Source organism: Pseudomonas graminis (assembly GCF_900111735.1).
Taxonomy (GTDB): domain Bacteria; phylum Pseudomonadota; class Gammaproteobacteria; order Pseudomonadales; family Pseudomonadaceae; genus Aquipseudomonas; species Aquipseudomonas graminis.
In genome coordinates this window covers 49,926-64,878 of record NZ_FOHW01000017.1, presented here as the reverse complement: position 1 = coordinate 64,878, position 14,953 = coordinate 49,926, and the positions used below count along the sequence as shown (strand labels likewise).

Genomic DNA, 14,953 nt, shown 5'->3' with positions numbered 1-14,953 from the left:
GCCTGAAACAAAAGCGGCCCGAACCCGATCAAGGAATCTCCAATGACCGCTCTCAACCAATCCCAGTGCGAAGCCTGCCGCGCCGACGCCCCGCAAGTCAGCGACGCCGAGCTGCCGGACTTGCTCAAGCAGATCCCGGACTGGAACATCGAGGTGCGTGACGGCGTCATGCAGCTGGAAAAAGTCTTTCTGTTCAAGAATTTCAAATTTGCGCTGGCGTTTACCAACGCGGTCGGCGAAATTGCCGAGGCCGAAGGTCACCACCCGGGTCTGCTGACCGAATGGGGCAAAGTGACCGTGACCTGGTGGAGCCATTCCATCAAGGGGCTGCACCGCAACGATTTCATCATGGCCTCCCGCACAGACGAGGTGGCCAAAAGCGCCGAGGGCCGTAAGTAAAATGCATTTCTCACAGATTCAGCGCGTACCGGACGATCCCATCCTGGGCCTGATTCAGGCCTACGCCAAAGACCCGAATCCGAACAAGTTCGACCTGGGCGTGGGCGTCTATAAAGATGCGCAGGGCCTGACCACCATTCCCCGCGCGGTGAAAATCGCCGAGCAGCGGCTGGTCGACTCGCAGCCCACCAAGAGTTACATCGGTGGCCATGGCGAACCGCGTTTCGGCACGCTGATCTGTGAACTGGTCATGGGCGCCGATTCCCCGCTGATCGCCAGCAAACGCGTCGGCGCCACCCAGACACCCGGCGGTACCGGCGCGCTGCGATTAAGCGCCGACTTCATCGCCAATTGCCTGCCGGGCAAGGGCATCTGGCTGAGCGATCCGACATGGCCAATTCACGAAACCATCTACGCCGCCGCGGGCTTGAAAGTCAGTCACTATCCCTACGTGGGCAGCGACAACAAGCTCAACGTGCCTGCGATGCTGGAGACGTTGAAGACCATTCCCGAGGGCGATGTTGTCCTGCTGCATGCGTGCTGCCACAACCCGACCGGGTTTGACCTGTCCCGTGATGACTGGCACGCAGTGCTGGAAATCGTGAAGCAACGCAACCTGCTGCCGCTGATTGACTTCGCGTATCAGGGTTTTGGCGACGGTCTCGATCAGGACGCCTGGGCAGTTCGCCTGTTTGCCAGCCAACTGCCTGAGCTGCTCATCACCAGTTCCTGCTCGAAAAACTTCGGGCTGTACCGCGAGCGCACCGGCGCCTTGCTGGTTTGTGCTGACACCACCGAGAAGCTGATGGATGTGCGCAGTCAGCTTTCCGCGACCGCTCGTAATCTGTGGTCGAACCCGCCGGACCATGGTGCCGCCGTGGTCGCCGAGATCCTGGGCGATCCTGAACTGAAAGCCCTGTGGGCTGAAGAAGTGGAAGAGATGCGCAGCCGCATTGCGCAACTTCGGGTCGGGCTGGTCGAGGCACTGACACCGCTGGGTCTGGGTGAACGTTTCGCCCACATCGGCGTGCAGCGCGGCATGTTTTCCTACACCGGCATGAACGACGATCAAGTAGCGCGTCTGCGTAACGAGCACAGCGTCTACATGGTGGCGGCGGGTCGAGCCAACGTCGCGGGAATCGACGCCATGCGACTGGATGAACTGGCAGCGGCGTTTGCGGCGGTTTGCAAGGACTGAGTCGCTCACCGGCCCGACGCTTTTCAAGGGCCGCGCGCATGTTGTAGGCACCCATCCCCACTACATGACCAGCGGCCCGCATTTAAAAGTCTGATTGTCATTTGTACTGCTGTATCCTCCCTGAGCGTTCTAGGACGCGCTGTTCAATTCAGCCGCAACACACTTGTGAGGAGCGACGATATGCATGAAATCCCGAACTTCCCCTTCCCAAGCCAGAATCAGCAAAGTGCAGCAGCCCGCCAGGAACTCGGTCAGCCGATCGAAATGAAAGCCAGCGGTAAACGCAACGACAGCAGCAAAGCCCAAAGCCCGCGCTGAAGGCCTGTTTAGCCACTGATTTTTCAGCCGCTAAATTTTCAGCCCCTACGGAAGAGCGTCTTCAAGGTGTATTTCCATAAGGGCTGAATCATTTGCGACAGGCTTCACCTCTGCTTGCCCCCTACATCAGCTCCGCCCATCCGCTACTCCCATGAAGTGCCGTGCCTCGATATCATGTGCCCTCGGCCGGACTCGAGCGTCTACGCTTCAACCCGATTGCCCCCTCGCTATTCTTTTCCGTCGTAACCGTGGATCTATGCCCATGCCAGACGCTTCGAGCGCTGCCCCTCAACGTCCTATGGCTGTCACGCTGCAGGTTGTTTCCATCGTCCTTTTCACTTTCATCGGCTACCTGAACATCGGTATCCCGCTGGCCGTATTGCCTGGTTATGTGCACACCGACCTTGGCTTCGGCGCGGTGGCGGCCGGGCTGGTGATCAGCGTGCAATACCTCGCGACACTCCTCAGCCGTCCCTTCGCCGGGCGCTTCATCGACACCCGAGGCCCGAAGAAAGCGGTGATCGTCGGCCTGTTCGGCTGCGGGTTGAGCGGCGTGTTCATGCTCTTTGCCGACTGGCTCGACGCCTGGCCGATGGTCAGCCTGATCAGCTTGTTCGTGGGTCGGCTGGTGCTCGGCAGCGCGGAAAGCCTGGTTGGCTCGGGCTCGATCGGCTGGGGCATCGGCCGCGTCGGCGCTGCCAATACGGCCAAAGTGATTTCATGGAACGGCATCGCCAGCTATGGCGCCTTGGCCATCGGCGCGCCGGTGGGGGTGTTGCTGGTCAATGCGTTGGGCCTGTGGAGCATGGGCGTCAGCGTCATGCTGCTGGCGGCGCTGGGGATTTCCCTGGCCTGGAAGAAAACACCGGCGCCGCTGGTGCACGGCGAGCGCTTGCCCTTCCTCCACGTGCTCGGTCGTGTGCTGCCCCACGGCACCGGACTGGCGCTGGGTTCGATCGGCTTCGGCACCATCGCGACGTTCATCACGCTGTATTACGCCAGCCACACCTGGCCGAATGCAGTGCTGTGCCTGAGCCTGTTCGGCGCCTGTTTCATCGGCGCACGCCTGCTGTTCGGCAACCTGATCAATCGCATCGGCGGCTTCCGCGTGGCGATTGCCTGCCTGTCAGTGGAGACGCTGGGGCTGCTGCTGCTGTGGCTGGCGCCCAACCCGAATCTGGCATTGGCCGGGGCGGCGCTGACTGGATTCGGCTTCTCGCTCGTGTTCCCGGCGCTCGGCGTTGAGGCGGTGAATCTGGTGCCCCCGGCCAGCCGCGGTGCGGCCGTGGGGGCTTATTCTCTGTTCATCGACCTGTCCCTGGGGATTACCGGGCCGGTGGCCGGCGCCGTGGCGGCAGGCTTTGGCTTTGCGTCAATCTTCCTGTTTGCCGCGCTGGCTTCACTGAGCGGCCTGGGGCTGAGCGTGTATCTGTACAAGCATGCGAAGGCGATGCGAGAAAAACCGGCTGCGCTGTGAAGCTGCCTTGACTGCGGTAGAGCCCCCGTCGCGCAGTTATTAATACAATCCCTGTGGGAGTATCGCTGCCACAGCTCATCTATCTGCAGATGCAAGTGCGGTGCTGTGATGTTTGATGAGAGCCGGCTTGCTGGCGACTTGATTGGGGCAGCGAAATTGCGTTGCCTGATCTGACGCGTTCGCCAGCAAGCCGGCTCCTACAGTGGGTCGGCGTCAAACCCCGAGTCCAGGGTGGATGCAAATCCGGAGCCGGCTTGCTGGCGAACGCGGTGGGTCTGCAACGGTAGTGTGGTTTGAGCCGCCGCATTCGCGGGCAAGCGCGCTCCTACAGTGGGTCGGCGTCTGATTCCATGTTTGGGGTGCATGCAAATCGGAGCCGGCTTGCTGGCGAACGGGGTGGGTCTGCAACGGCAGTGTGGTTTGAGCCGACGCATTCGCGGGCAAGCGCGCTCCTACAGTGGGTCGGCGTCTGATTCCATGTTTGGGGTGCATGCAAATCGGAGCCGGCTTGCTGGCGAACGGGGTGGGTCTGCAACGGCAGTGTGGTTTGAGCCGACGCATTCGCGGGCAAGCGCGCTCCTACAGTGGGTCGGCGTCTAATTCCATTTCTGGGATGAATGCAAATCCGTAGGAGCCGGCTTGCTGGCGAACGCGGTGGGTCTGCAACGGTAGTGTTGTTTGAGCCGCCGCATTCGCGGGCAAGCGCGCTCCTACAGTGGGTCGGCGTCAAACCCCGAGTCCAGGGTGGATGCAAATCCGTAGGAGCCGGCTTGCTGGCGAACGCGGTGGTTCTGCAACGGCTAATGCCAGCTTGCCCCCACACGATGGTCAAAAATCGACCTTGCCCCGCCCTGCCTTGATCGACCCGCGCTTGGTTTTTGATTCCAGCCGGCGGGTCTTCGAGCCGAGGGTCGGCTTGGTCGGTCGGCGCTTCTTCTCGACCTTACCCGCGCTGATGATCAGCTCGCTCAGGCGTTCCAGCGCATCCGCACGGTTCTGTTCCTGCGTCCGGTATTGCTGCGCCTTGATGACCAGCACGCCGTCGCTGGTGATCCGGCTGTCACGTAGCGCCAGCAGGCGTTCCTTGTAGAACGGGGGCAGCGAAGAGGCGTTGATGTCGAAGCGCAGGTGCATGGCGCTGGACACCTTGTTGACGTTCTGACCACCCGCCCCCTGGGCACGGATGGCGGTGAGCTCGACGTCGCTGTCCGGCAGGTGGATGTTGTTGGAGATGATCAGCATGGCAATCTGTGTCCTGGTTCGAAGCCGCCGCGACGTCACCGGCGGCTCTCGCCTTATTTGATGATCGACGTCCGCTGGGCCATAGACTCGCTATTGGCCCGGCGCTTGTTCTTGATCACATAAAACGCCCACATCGCCGCCAGCCAGACCGGGATCGCGTACACCGAAATCCGGATGCCCGGAATCATCAGCATGATCGCCAGAATCAGCACCACAAACGCCAGGCAGACGTAGTTGCCGTACGGGTACCACAGCGCCTTGAACAGCGGCTCCTGGCCGACGCGGTTCAGGTGTTCACGGAACTTGAGGTGCGAATAGCTGATCATCGCCCAGTTGATCACCAGGGTGGCGACCACCAGCGACATCAGCAGCTCAAGGGCGTTTTGCGGCATCAGGTAGTTGAGCAGCACGGCAATCAGCGTCACCGCCGCCGACACCAGAATCGCCCGCACCGGAACGCCCCGACTGTCGACCCGCGCCAGTGACTGCGGCGCATCGCCCTGCTCGGCCATGCCAAACAGCATGCGCGCGTTGCAATAAGTGCCGCTGTTGTAGACCGACAAGGCCGCCGTCAGCACGACGAAGTTGAGGATGTGAGCCGCCGTCGTGCTGCCCAGCATCGAGAACACATGCACGAACGGGCTGCCGCTGTAGGCATCGCCGGACGCGTTGAGGTCAATCAGCAAGGCATCCCACGGCGTCAGCGACAGCAGCACCACCAGCGAGCCGATGTAGAAAATCAGAATCCGGTAGATGACCTGGTTGATCGCCTTGGGAATGATGGTCCGCGGCTGATCGGCCTCGGCTGCGGTGAAACCGAGCATCTCAAGGCCGCCGAACGAGAACATGATGAACGCCAGCGCCATGACCAGCCCGCTGACACCATGGGGGAAAAACCCGCCCCGATCCCACAGGTTGCTCACCGACGCTTGCGGGCCACCCTCGCCGCTGACCAGCAGATAACTGCCCAGGGCAATCATCCCCAGAATCGCCACGACCTTGATGATCGCGAACCAGAACTCAGCCTCGCCGAAGACTTTCACGTTGGCCAGGTTGATGACGTTGATCATCACGAAGAACACCGCTGCCGACGCCCAGGCCGGGACTTCAGGCCACCAGTACTGAATGTATTTGCCCACGGCGGTCAGTTCGGACATGCCCACCAGAATGTACAGGACCCAGCAGTTCCAGCCCGACAGAAAGCCGGCAAAGCCGCCCCAGTAGTTGTGGGCGAAATGGCTGAACGATCCGGCCACCGGCTCTTCGACGATCATTTCGCCCAGCTGGCGCATGATCATGAAGGCGATGAAGCCGCAGACGGCGTAGCCAAGGATCATCGACGGGCCAGCGGACTTCAGCACCCCTGCCGAGCCCAGGAACAGCCCCGTGCCGATCGCGCCACCGAGGGCGATCAACTGGATGTGACGGTTCTTCAGACCACGCTTCAAGTCACCCGAATGGGACATGTTTTCACTCATTGGCAAACCACCTTGGCGCGCTTGTCTGTGACGGAATCGAACCCGACGCGCTCATGACGCGGCGGAGGGAAACGGAGTGGGTAACCCCGAGGGCTTGGCGTCCATACGCCGGCGGATCACAGAAAAAAACGGGCGCGCATTGTACACCGCTCACATGTCGTTTGGCGGCGAAATAATTCCCGGCTGAAGCCGGTCCCACAGGATGTGCATGACGCTTCTGTAGGACCGGCTTCAGCCGGGAAGCTGTCGCCACCTCCAGACCCGACACAATTCTGTCGCAAAAATAATTCTCCGAAATCGAAAGCTCCCTAACGTTGTTTTCGCTGCAAGTTTCAATAATTCCGGCGAAATGCCAGCATTTGTCGGTCGATTTTTACTTTGCAACAGTCTGACTATTGCACTAGTTTTTTAAGTGCTTGCTGGCCACGAAGGTCAGTGTGCTTCCATGACGAGGACCCACGGCTCAGGCCTTTCGTCCTCGCTGCATTCGGCAAGTACGTCATTCTCAGGAGATTCACCTATGCAAACAGTTGAACTGGCTCTGGAAGAAGAACTGCAATTGGACGATTGGTTTGAAGCACCGACTCATGATGCCGCTGTGGAAATGATGCAGGCTGACGCCGTTGTGCCGTTTGGCACCGCGATGTGGCCGTTCTAAAACAGCTGAAGGGCGAGCGTGGCTAACGCGTTCGCCCTCTTGTTTTAAGCATTCGCAGTGGAGCGCACTATGGATAACAGCAGCGCCATCGAACATTTCCTGTATTACCTGCAACGCCACCCCGCCGTTACCGGCATGACCACTCCCCAAGTACTACTGGCCCCTACACCGGAATACCGCAGCATCGTCGACGGCATTATCGAAAGCTCGACGGCGCGGGATTTCTTCCGGTTCAGCACTCTGCCGCTGGACACGTCCCCTATAAACGAACTGACAGAAGCCATCACCGATTCCGATCTCTTCGTTCTGTTCTACGATTCCTCAACGCTGCCCAATCCTCGCGCGGAAGGACCGCCGTTCATTCGCCAGTTGCAGGAGGTGATGTCGGCGCAGTGGAAGAAGTCTTTGCTGTTCAAGGATTACGGCGACTATTTCTACGACACGTTCAGCGTTGAGCCCGAGCGTATCGCGCAGCTTAATGCTGCACTCATCGACACCATGAACCAGGGCGAAACCCTCAGCTTCAGCGACGCCCACGGCTCCTACTTCGAGGCCCCACTGCGCGAACTGAAGAAGTGGACCAACATCAACGGCGTCGGCAACTACGACCTGGCACCCGGTGAGATCGCCACCCACAGCGAATCCATCAACGGCCATGTAAGGTTCATCGGCACGTTTCTCAGTACCATTCCTTTCGCACGCAAGTACGGAATCATCGAGTCGCCACTGGAATTGTGGATCGAGAACTCCGTTGTGACGCGCATTGCCACTGACATACCGGGGCTGGAGCACGACTTCAACAAATACCTGGACGCGAATCCCTCGAACCGGCGCATCGAAGAACTGGGGATCGGCACCAACGAAGGTGTCAGTCAGCTGTACGCGCGCAACGCAGGTTTCGAAGAGCGCCATTGCGGACTGCATCTGGGCTTGGGCGGCGGTGCCAAGGGCAGCCATCACATGGACCTGATTTTCAACGGCGGATCACTGGCCGTGGACAAGCGCGTGGTGTTTGACGGTAACGCCTACGTCGTCTGACCCGTAAGCGCGCAAAAAAAAAAAGCCAGTCTCTCGACTGGCGTTTTTCGTAGTGCAGACCGCTTTCACCGCTTCACAACGTTACTCTGGCTTGCGACGACCAAAGCCTGGACGCTGACCGGAGCCGCTTGGCGGACCGCGACGTTTGCCGGACGGGGTCTTGTCGTCCACCAGACCGATGCCGGGACGCGAAGGCTTCGGCTTGGCCGGACGCTTGTTCATGTCGCTTGGGCGTTCCGCGACCGGCGTGCCGCGACCGTTTTCGCTACGGGCGCTGTCGCCACGTGGATTGCCGCCACGGGCAGTGTCGCCACGGCCACCAATGGCCGGGCGCGGGGTGCGCGCCGGACGGCCGCTTTCCGCAGGCTTGCGCGCCGGGCGCTCGCCGTCAGCCAGACGCGGCTCGCGGGCTGGACGATCCGGGGACACCGCATCCTTGGCTGGACGAACCTGACGCACACGCTCGCCCTTGCCCAGCGGACGGGAGGACTGGCGCTGCAGGCGCTCCAGCTTGTCCTTGGTCTTGGCATTCATCTGCGGCATCGCGACCGGCGTAAGGCCGACCTCGGCGCTGAGGATGTCGACTTCCTGCTGACTCATTTCGCGCCAGCGACCCATCGGCAGGTCGGAATTGAGGAACACCGGACCGAAACGCACGCGCTTCAGGCGGCTGACCACCAGGCCCTGGGATTCCCACAACCGGCGAACTTCACGGTTGCGGCCTTCCATGACCACGCAGTGGTACCAGTGGTTGAAACCTTCGCCACCCGGCGCCTGCTGAATGTCGGTGAAACGCGCCGGGCCGTCTTCCAGCACCACGCCAGCCTTCAGCCGCGCCAGCATGTCGTCGTCGACTTCGCCACGGACGCGCACGGCGTACTCGCGGTCCATTTCGAACGAGGGGTGCATCAGGCGGTTGGCCAGTTCACCGTCGGTGGTGAACATCAGCAAGCCAGTGGTGTTGATGTCCAGACGACCGATGTTGATCCAGCGGCCTTCTTTCGGGCGCGGCAGGCGATCAAATACGGTCGGACGGCCTTCAGGGTCGTCACGGGTGCAGATTTCACCGTCTGGCTTGTTGTACATGACGACGCGGCGAACGGTTTCGGCGGCTTCTTCGCGGCGGATCACGCGACCGTCGACCGTAATGGCGTCATGCAGATCGACGCGCTGACCGAGAGTGGCCTGAACGCCGTTGACCTTGATGCGGCCTTCGCCGATCCAGGCTTCAACGTCGCGACGGGAACCGACGCCAATGCGCGCCAGAACCTTCTGCAGTTTTTCGCCTGCTGGGCCGATCTCTTTGTCTTGCTTGTCTTGTTCACTCATCTGGGCACCTCCCGGTGTGTCGAATCAGGGCATGCGCGAGTGGGCATGGCCTGTGGCCCGGCTCTCTGGACGAAAGCGGCTCCGGATCAGAACAATTCTGAGGCGGAACGGGCAGAAAACTGAAATCCCTGGCGCGTGTGGATCGCCAAAAGGTCGCGAATCATACGCGTCTGACGCGCGTTGCGCATCAGAGACTAGATGAAAAAATCAGGCTGACTTCTTTTTCCGCCGACTGGCGCCCTTCAGCTTGATCAACCGCAAGGCCGACTCGGCGAGCACCGATCGCTTTTCGTCCTTCTCCATCTTCTTCCAGGATTTGATCTCGCGCTTGCTGCGACCACAGCCCAGGCAAATATCATCGTCGAACTTGCAGAGGCTGATGCAGGGATTCTTGGTGCTCATGGGTTCGCCTGAATGAGGAATTGGGCGCTGCGCATCGTCCTGCCACAGCGTTCGTCACCGCGGATCTTCATCGTCCTGCGGCGGTTCTTCCAATTCAGACTCTTTATCGGCCTCATCGAGCAATAAATCGTCGAAGTCTGTTTTCAGGCCCTGCTCCATCGTATCCAGCTCGGCCAGCAGGCTCCGGAAGCTGGTCTCATCCCGGGGCGCCTCAGGCTCTGCGTCGGGATCAACTTCCAGGCTGGCGTCGGCCAACGCCTGCAAGTGCGCGGGCACCGGCGCGTCGTCGAATTCCAGCACCGGCTCGGTTTCCATCTCGCGCAGGTCGGCCAGTGGCGGCAGTTCGTCGAGGTTCTTCAGGTTGAAGTGGTCAAGAAAGGCTTTGGTGGTGGCGAACATCGCGGGCTTGCCGGGCACGTCGCGGTAGCCAACGATCCTGATCCATTCACGTTCCATCAGGGTCTTGACGATGTTGCTGTTGACCGCCACGCCGCGCACGTCTTCGATTTCGCCCCGGGTAATCGGCTGGCGATAGGCGATCAGCGCCATGGTTTCCAGAAGAGCCCGTGAATAACGCTGGGGCCGTTCTTCCCACAGGCGCCCGACCCAGGGCGCGAACTTCTCGCGGATCTGCAAGCGATAGCCGGTGGCGACTTCTTTCAGTTCGAAGGCGCGGTTGTCGCAGGACTTGCCCAGCAACGTCAGCGCCTTTTTGAACACCGGCGGTTCGGGCCGTTCGCCCTCTTCGAACAGCTCGTAGAGACGCTCCAGGGACTGTGGTTTTCCGGAGGCGAGGAGAAACGCTTCGAGCAACGGCGCCAGATCGCGGGGTTCATTCAGGTTCATTGATCAGTTCTTGCTCTTTATTCGGCTCGCGCCCGCACATGAATAACGGCGAAGGCTTCGTTTTGCACGAGCTCCACCAGTTGCTCCTTGACCAGTTCCAGCACGGCCATGAACGTCACCACCACGCCCAGCCTTCCCTCTTCTGCCGTGAACAGCTCGGCGAAAGGCACGAAACCAGCGCCTTTCAAGCGCTCCAGCACATCACTCATGCGCTCGCGGGTGGACAGCGCTTCGCGGCTGACCTGATGGCTTTCAAACATGTCGCCACGGCGCAGCACATCCGCCATCGACATGAGCAGCTCTTCGAGGGCGACGTCCGGCAACAACTTGCGCACCCGGGCTTCGGGCGCCTCAAGCCTTGGAACGACGACATCACGGCCCACACGAGACAGTTGATCGATGTTTTCGGCCGCCGCCTTGAACCGCTCGTACTGCTGCAAGCGACGGATCAGTTCGGCGCGGGGATCACCCTCTTCTTCCTCGGCCATTTCCGAGCGGGGCAGCAGCATGCGCGATTTGATCTCGGCGAGCATGGCCGCCATCACCAGATACTCGGCGGCGAGCTCCAGGCGCACGGTTTTCATCAGCTCGACATAGCCCATGTACTGGCGGGTGATTTCCGCCACGGGGATGTCGAGGATGTTGATGTTCTGTTTGCGAATCAGGTAAAGCAGCAGGTCCAGCGGGCCTTCGAAGGCTTCGAGGAACACTTCCAGCGCATCCGGCGGGATGTACAGGTCGACCGGCATCTGCGTGACGGCCTGACCGTAGACCATGGCAAACGGCAGCTCTTGCTGGGCGTTGGCCTGCGGGTCGATATGAGCGTCGGTCTGAGCCTCCAGGGTTTGCGCCTCGGTCACTCGACTTCGACCCCGAACGGCGTCGGATCGCCGCAACCCACACGCACCACCTGGGGCTCGCCATCGGTCAGGTTGACAACGGTCGAGGCCGAAATGCCGCCCTCGCCTGCGTCGATGATCAGGTCCACCTGATGCTCAAGGATCCCGCGCATTTCGTAGGGATCACTCATCGGAATGGTCTCGCCCGGCATGATCAGGCTGACGCTCATCAGCGGCTCGCCCAGTTCCTGCAAAAGCGCCTGCGCAATGGGATGACCCGGCACGCGCAAACCGATGGTGCGCCGCTTGGGGTGCAGGACAAGACGCGGCACGTCACGGGTGGCGCCGAGGATGAAGGTGTACGGCCCCGGCGTGTGGGCCTTGAGCACGCGAAACGCCGCCGTGTCGACCTTGGCGAACAACCCCAGCTGGGACAGGTCGCTGCACATGAGCGTGAAGTTGTGCTTGTCGTCGAGTTGACGCAGGCGACGGATGCGCTCGACGGCCGTCTTGTCGCCCATCTGGCAACCCAATGCGTAGGACGAATCGGTGGGATAAACCACCAGACCGCCCGCCCGGATGATTTCCACGGCCTGCTTGATCAGGCGCGCTTGCGGGTTTTCCGGGTGGACCTGGAAAAATTGACTCACGGTAATTTCCTGTTCAGACGGCAGTAGGCTGGTCATGTTTGAACCGACACCAAAGGGGCGGCAGGTCTTCGGGCAATGGGCGATAAACGCCGATTTCAGACCATGCGCCTGGGGCATGAAAATCACTGCCGGCACTGACCAGCAGACCGAACTCACGGGCCAGAATCGCCAGACTGCCGACTTGATCGGCAGGCTGCAGGCCGTTGACCACTTCTATTGCATGACCGCCGGCCTGGATGAAGTCGGCGACCAGCTTGCGACGCTTGCTGCGGGTGAAATCGTAATGCGACGGGTGCGCGAGGCTGACCCACGCCCCGGCGGCGCGCAGGGTCGCCACCGTTTGTTCAAGGGTCGGCCAGTGTTGCTTGACGTCGCCCAGCTTGCCAGCGCCGAGCCATTTGCGGAACGCCTCGGCGCGGTCCTTGACGAAACCCTGGTTGACCAGAAAGTCGGCAAAGTGCGGTCGGGCCGGCGCATTTCCGCTGTCGCCCAGTGCCTGCTGCACCGCACGCGCACCTTCGAGCGCACCGGGCATACCTTTCATCGCCAACTTGCGGCTTATTTCTTCGGCCCGCAACCAGCGGCCGGTGTGCAATTGCTCGATCGCCTCACGCAATTGCGGGGCGTCCACATCGAACCCATAGCCCAGCACATGGATGGTGGCACCGCCCCAGGTGCAGGACAATTCGATGCCATCAATCAGCTGCATACCCAGCGCAACCGCCGCAGCACGGGCCTCGGCGAGGCCTTCGAGGGTGTCGTGATCGGTCAGCGCGAGGACTTTCACGCCGTGCTCGTGGGCACGTGCGACAAGTACCGCGGGCGCAAGGGCGCCATCGGAAGCGGTGCTGTGGCAGTGCAGATCGACGTTCATAGGGGCGCTTTCGCAGTCATTGATGTTTGTTATTATGCCGTCACATCCAGCTTCTGGCTCTTACTGTGAAACAATTCATCGACTTCATCCCGCTCATCCTGTTCTTCATCGTTTACAAAATCAGCCCGCAAGCCGTCGATGTCCTTGGCCACAGCTTCATGGTAGGCGGGATTTACAGCGCCACCGCGATGCTGATCGCCAGTTCCCTCGTGGTTTACGGCGTCCTTTATGTCCGTCAGGGCAAACTGGAAAAAAGTCAGTGGCTGACGCTGATTGCCTGTCTGGTCTTCGGTAGCCTGACCCTGGCGTTCCACAGCGAAACCTTCCTGAAGTGGAAAGCTCCGGTCGTGAACTGGGTCTTCGCGCTGATCTTCGCCGGCAGTCACTTCATCGGCGACCGTCTGTTGATTCAACGCATCATGGGTCACGCGCTGACCCTGCCGCAGGCGGTCTGGACCAAGCTGAACATTGCCTGGATCGTGTTCTTCCTGTTCTGCGGCGCAGCCAATCTCTATGTGGCGTTTACCTATCAAGAATTCTGGGTCGACTTCAAAGTGTTCGGCAGCCTGGGCATGACCCTGCTGTTCCTGGTCGGCCAGGGCATCTTCCTGGCTCGCCACATCCATGATGTCGACCCGTCTACCCAGCCTTCAAACAAAAAAAGAGAGGACTGACATGCTCTATGCAATCGTGGCAACCGACGTCGCCAACTCGCTGGAAAAACGCTTGGCCGCGCGCCCTGCGCACCTTGAGCGCCTGAACGCAATGAAAGCCGAAGGCCGCATCGTCCTCGCCGGCCCGATGCCTGCGGTAGACAGCATCGACCCGGGCGCCGCAGGGTTTACCGGCAGCCTGATCGTCGCCGAATTCGAGTCAATCAAGGACGCCCAAGCCTGGGCTGAGGCGGATCCCTATGTGGCAGCGGGCGTCTACGCTGACGTGGTCGTCAAACCGTTCAAACAAGTCCTGCCCTGATACATCAGTCGAGCGCCCGGCTCCGTACACCGAGCCGGACCGCCTTCAACCCGCTTTCCAAAGCTCACCCTTCGCACTGCCCTGCCGATAAGTTGCTAGAACCAAAGGCTTTGACTGCGGCTCAAAGAGGCACGGGCGGTCATGCCTTTGCGGGTGTGATCGAACAACAATGGTTTGTCGCAGGGGGCGCTCAGCAAGGGTGGCCCTCCAGTGCGGTATCTTTGCCAGCGGCTGGCGTAGACGTCGTCGGCAATGGCTAAATTGAGTGAGTCATGAGCGAGCTGTTACTTATTGATGATGACCAGGAGCTGTGTGAGCTCCTGAGCAGTTGGTTGAGTCAGGAAGGGTTTGCCGTGCGCGCCTGCCACGATGGCCAGAGTGCGCGCAAGGCGCTCGCCGAATCCGCACCCGCTGCGGTGGTGCTGGACGTGATGCTGCCCGACGGCAGCGGTCTGGAACTGCTCAAACAATTGCGCACCGATCACCCCGACCTTCCCGTGCTGATGCTGTCCGCTCGTGGCGAACCGCTGGACCGTATCCTGGGTCTGGAGCTGGGCGCTGACGATTACCTGGCCAAGCCATGCGATCCCCGTGAACTGACAGCGCGTCTGCGTGCGGTGCTGCGGCGCAGCCATCCGACGGCGGTGTCGTCGCAGATCGAGCTGGGCGACCTGTGCTTCAGTCCCGCACGGGGTGTGGTCACGATTGACGAGCAGGAATTCACCCTGACCGTTTCCGAAGCGCGCCTGCTTGAAGCCTTGCTCGGCCAGCCCGGCGAACCGCTGGAGAAGCAGGAGCTGGCGCAACTGGCCCTTGGCCGCAAGCTGACCCTGTACGACCGAAGCCTTGATATGCACGTCAGCAACCTGCGCAAAAAGATCGGCCCCCACGCCGACGGCCGCCCGCGCATCGTTGCCCTGCGCAGCCGTGGGTATTATTACAGCCTCTGACGACGGAGTTGGGAGCGGCAAGTTTCAAGCTGCAAGCTGCAAGCTGCAAGCAACAGCGACAGCACAAGCAACAGCATCGGCAGCGACGCCGGACTGCTTTTGGCTTGAAGCTTGTGGCTTGCCGCTTACAGCTGGGCGCGCACTCGGTAGCAGGCACACTACGTCAACACGCCAGCGCGCCCCCTTTACCCAAGCTTTACCGACCCCTGACCTCGCTTGACCTTGATCTCCCTAAACTGGCCTCAACCGGCACAGAGCCGAAATCGAGACAAGGAGATTC

Annotated in this window: 17 protein-coding genes and 1 pseudogene; 10 read left to right on the top strand and 8 right to left on the bottom strand. The window is 60.9% G+C overall.

The window, feature by feature from the left end; genetic code table 11:
* The first annotated feature begins 42 nt into the window (after positions 1-42).
* From BMY98_RS14425 to BMY98_RS14415, 4 genes are all read left to right on the top strand, one after another.
* Positions 43-399: a 4a-hydroxytetrahydrobiopterin dehydratase gene (locus BMY98_RS14425; RefSeq protein WP_074890313.1), complete on the top strand. Its 357-nt coding sequence runs from the start codon at positions 43-45 to the stop codon at positions 397-399.
* Between the two features lies 1 nt (position 400).
* The gene (locus BMY98_RS14420; RefSeq protein WP_074890311.1) at positions 401-1,597 is read left to right on the top strand and encodes an amino acid aminotransferase; all 1,197 of its coding nucleotides are present in this window, start codon (positions 401-403) and stop codon (positions 1,595-1,597) included.
* Between the two features lie 180 nt (positions 1,598-1,777).
* The gene (locus BMY98_RS27315; protein ID WP_166650518.1) at positions 1,778-1,915 is read left to right on the top strand and encodes a hypothetical protein; all 138 of its coding nucleotides are present in this window, start codon (positions 1,778-1,780) and stop codon (positions 1,913-1,915) included.
* A gap of 262 nt (positions 1,916-2,177) precedes the next feature.
* Complete coding sequence (locus BMY98_RS14415; protein WP_074890310.1) at positions 2,178-3,392, top strand: MFS transporter; 1,215 nt, start codon at positions 2,178-2,180, stop codon at positions 3,390-3,392.
* Positions 3,393-4,220: 828 nt separating this feature from the next.
* Here the strand turns inward: BMY98_RS14415 and arfB are convergent.
* On the bottom strand, positions 4,221-4,634 hold the full coding sequence (gene arfB, locus BMY98_RS14410; RefSeq protein WP_065986956.1) for an alternative ribosome rescue aminoacyl-tRNA hydrolase ArfB: 414 nt from the start codon (positions 4,632-4,634) through the stop codon (positions 4,221-4,223).
* Positions 4,635-4,687: 53 nt separating this feature from the next.
* On the bottom strand, positions 4,688-6,112 hold the full coding sequence (locus BMY98_RS14405) for an amino acid permease (RefSeq protein ID WP_074890308.1): 1,425 nt from the start codon (positions 6,110-6,112) through the stop codon (positions 4,688-4,690).
* Between the two features lie 520 nt (positions 6,113-6,632).
* Here BMY98_RS14405 and BMY98_RS27310 point away from each other — a divergent pair.
* Positions 6,633-6,770 (top strand): hypothetical protein, encoded by a 138-nt coding sequence (locus tag BMY98_RS27310; RefSeq protein ID WP_163022139.1) that lies wholly within the window; start codon positions 6,633-6,635, stop codon positions 6,768-6,770.
* Positions 6,771-6,839: 69 nt separating this feature from the next.
* Positions 6,840-7,808 (top strand): CgnE/CgnB domain-containing protein, encoded by a 969-nt coding sequence (locus BMY98_RS14400; RefSeq protein ID WP_074890307.1) that lies wholly within the window; start codon positions 6,840-6,842, stop codon positions 7,806-7,808.
* A gap of 81 nt (positions 7,809-7,889) precedes the next feature.
* Here BMY98_RS14400 and rluB read toward each other — a convergent pair whose 3' ends face one another.
* From rluB to BMY98_RS14370, 6 genes are all read right to left on the bottom strand, one after another.
* Positions 7,890-9,137, bottom strand: a complete 1,248-nt coding sequence (gene rluB / locus BMY98_RS14395) for a 23S rRNA pseudouridine(2605) synthase RluB (protein WP_074890305.1) — start codon at positions 9,135-9,137, stop codon at positions 7,890-7,892.
* A 207-nt stretch (positions 9,138-9,344) separates the two neighbouring features.
* Positions 9,345-9,539: a DUF1289 domain-containing protein gene (locus tag BMY98_RS14390; RefSeq protein WP_065986946.1), complete on the bottom strand. Its 195-nt coding sequence runs from the start codon at positions 9,537-9,539 to the stop codon at positions 9,345-9,347.
* Between the two features lie 54 nt (positions 9,540-9,593).
* The gene (gene scpB, locus BMY98_RS14385) at positions 9,594-10,385 is read right to left on the bottom strand and encodes an SMC-Scp complex subunit ScpB (RefSeq protein WP_074890304.1); all 792 of its coding nucleotides are present in this window, start codon (positions 10,383-10,385) and stop codon (positions 9,594-9,596) included.
* Positions 10,386-10,402: 17 nt separating this feature from the next.
* Positions 10,403-11,101 (bottom strand): segregation and condensation protein A, encoded by a 699-nt coding sequence (locus BMY98_RS14380; RefSeq protein ID WP_175514173.1) that lies wholly within the window; start codon positions 11,099-11,101, stop codon positions 10,403-10,405.
* Between the two features lie 140 nt (positions 11,102-11,241).
* Positions 11,242-11,874: an L-threonylcarbamoyladenylate synthase gene (locus BMY98_RS14375; RefSeq protein ID WP_108121457.1), complete on the bottom strand. Its 633-nt coding sequence runs from the start codon at positions 11,872-11,874 to the stop codon at positions 11,242-11,244.
* Between the two features lie 13 nt (positions 11,875-11,887).
* Positions 11,888-12,748: a PHP domain-containing protein gene (locus tag BMY98_RS14370; RefSeq protein WP_074890302.1), complete on the bottom strand. Its 861-nt coding sequence runs from the start codon at positions 12,746-12,748 to the stop codon at positions 11,888-11,890.
* A 65-nt stretch (positions 12,749-12,813) separates the two neighbouring features.
* On the opposite strand from BMY98_RS14370, the gene BMY98_RS14365 reads away from it, so the two are divergent.
* From BMY98_RS14365 to BMY98_RS14355, 4 genes and pseudogenes are all read left to right on the top strand, one after another.
* Entirely contained in the window at positions 12,814-13,422 is a 609-nt protein-coding gene (locus BMY98_RS14365; RefSeq protein ID WP_074890301.1) for a septation protein A, read from the top strand.
* Position 13,423: 1 nt separating this feature from the next.
* Positions 13,424-13,723 carry a YciI family protein gene (locus tag BMY98_RS14360; RefSeq protein WP_074890300.1) on the top strand — a complete coding sequence of 100 codons (300 nt, stop codon included), beginning with the start codon at positions 13,424-13,426 and terminating at the stop codon, positions 13,721-13,723.
* Positions 13,724-13,884: 161 nt separating this feature from the next.
* Positions 13,885-13,988: pseudogene (locus tag BMY98_RS26860) on the top strand (translation initiation factor 2); the annotation flags it as partial.
* A 7-nt stretch (positions 13,989-13,995) separates the two neighbouring features.
* On the top strand, positions 13,996-14,673 hold the full coding sequence (locus BMY98_RS14355) for a response regulator transcription factor (RefSeq protein WP_074890298.1): 678 nt from the start codon (positions 13,996-13,998) through the stop codon (positions 14,671-14,673).
* Positions 14,674-14,953: the final 280 nt, after the last annotated feature.

Bases quoted from the DNA above. Each gene is read 5' to 3' on its own strand.
- BMY98_RS14425 (WP_074890313.1), top strand. From the start codon at position 43: ATGACCGCTCTCAACCAATCCCAGTGCGAAGCCTGCCGCGCCGACGCC.
- BMY98_RS14420 (WP_074890311.1), top strand. From the start codon at position 401: ATGCATTTCTCACAGATTCAGCGCGTACCGGACGATCCCATCCTGGGC.
- BMY98_RS27315 (WP_166650518.1), top strand. From the start codon at position 1,778: ATGCATGAAATCCCGAACTTCCCCTTCCCAAGCCAGAATCAGCAAAGT.
- BMY98_RS14415 (WP_074890310.1), top strand. From the start codon at position 2,178: ATGCCAGACGCTTCGAGCGCTGCCCCTCAACGTCCTATGGCTGTCACG.
- arfB (WP_065986956.1), bottom strand. From the start codon at position 4,634: ATGCTGATCATCTCCAACAACATCCACCTGCCGGACAGCGACGTCGAG.
- BMY98_RS14405 (WP_074890308.1), bottom strand. From the start codon at position 6,112: ATGAGTGAAAACATGTCCCATTCGGGTGACTTGAAGCGTGGTCTGAAG.
- BMY98_RS27310 (WP_163022139.1), top strand. From the start codon at position 6,633: ATGCAAACAGTTGAACTGGCTCTGGAAGAAGAACTGCAATTGGACGAT.
- BMY98_RS14400 (WP_074890307.1), top strand. From the start codon at position 6,840: ATGGATAACAGCAGCGCCATCGAACATTTCCTGTATTACCTGCAACGC.
- rluB (WP_074890305.1), bottom strand. From the start codon at position 9,137: ATGAGTGAACAAGACAAGCAAGACAAAGAGATCGGCCCAGCAGGCGAA.
- BMY98_RS14390 (WP_065986946.1), bottom strand. From the start codon at position 9,539: ATGAGCACCAAGAATCCCTGCATCAGCCTCTGCAAGTTCGACGATGAT.
- scpB (WP_074890304.1), bottom strand. From the start codon at position 10,385: ATGAACCTGAATGAACCCCGCGATCTGGCGCCGTTGCTCGAAGCGTTT.
- BMY98_RS14370 (WP_074890302.1), bottom strand. From the start codon at position 12,748: ATGAACGTCGATCTGCACTGCCACAGCACCGCTTCCGATGGCGCCCTT.
- BMY98_RS14360 (WP_074890300.1), top strand. From the start codon at position 13,424: ATGCTCTATGCAATCGTGGCAACCGACGTCGCCAACTCGCTGGAAAAA.
- BMY98_RS14355 (WP_074890298.1), top strand. From the start codon at position 13,996: ATGAGCGAGCTGTTACTTATTGATGATGACCAGGAGCTGTGTGAGCTC.